The sequence below is a fragment of the Thiohalorhabdus sp. Cl-TMA genome (assembly GCF_041821045.1).
GTDB classification, from domain to species: domain Bacteria; phylum Pseudomonadota; class Gammaproteobacteria; order Thiohalorhabdales; family Thiohalorhabdaceae; genus Thiohalorhabdus; species Thiohalorhabdus methylotropha.
Window position 1 is genome coordinate 1 of the sequence record NZ_JBGUAW010000042.1, and the last position, 780, is coordinate 780.

Here is a 780-nt window from a genome sequence, read left to right on the forward strand (position 1 = left end):
GAGTACGCCGACGGCTTCGGCTACGACATCCGGGCCATGCCGCGGCGCAACGCCATGTTCACCTCCTCCTTCACCGGGTGGAGCAACTACATGATGGACCTCCGCAAGCTCCTCAAGGACAAGGAGGCCATGAAGGAGTTCGGCAACCAGGTCACCGTCTGGGACCTGCACGCCCGCGAGCCGGAGAAGGTGCTGGACGTGCCGGGGGCGCCCCTGGAGCTGCGGCCGGCGCTGAACGCCGACCACGACTGGATGTTCACCTCCACGGCGCTCACCTCCAAGCTGTGGCTCATCTTCCTGGACGACAACAACGAGTGGCAGGCGGAGGCCGTCGGCAACATCGGCGATCCCAAGGACATCCCGCTGCCGGTGGACATCGCCATCGCCGAGAACGACACCCGGCTGTGGGTGGACACCTTCGGCGACGGCCACACCCGGCTCTACGACATCACCGACCCCCACAACCCCGAGCTGGTCTACAAGAAGAAGATCGGCGAGCAGGTGAACATGGTCTCGCCGAGCTGGGACGGCAATCGGGTATACTTCACCACCTCGCTGCTTTCCAAGTGGGATAAGGAGGGCCGCAAGAACGACCAGTTCTTCAAGGCCTACCACTGGACCGGCGAGAAGCTGGCGCACCAGTTCACCATCGACTTCCGCGAGCAGCAGCTGGGCCGCGCCCACCTCATGCGCTTCGGCGACGAGGCCCTCTACGCCCGGCAGGACGGCGGCGATCGGACCCCCGTGGCCAGCCGCTGCGACCTGCCCGGCCAGCCCGGC

Annotated in this window: 1 protein-coding gene; it reads left to right on the forward strand. The window is 66.3% G+C overall.

Annotated features, from left to right (window positions below; all coding sequences use genetic code 11):
• Positions 1 to 780 (forward strand): selenium-binding protein SBP56-related protein (locus ACERLL_RS17780; RefSeq protein WP_373657436.1); only part of this gene is annotated, 780 nt, incomplete at both ends.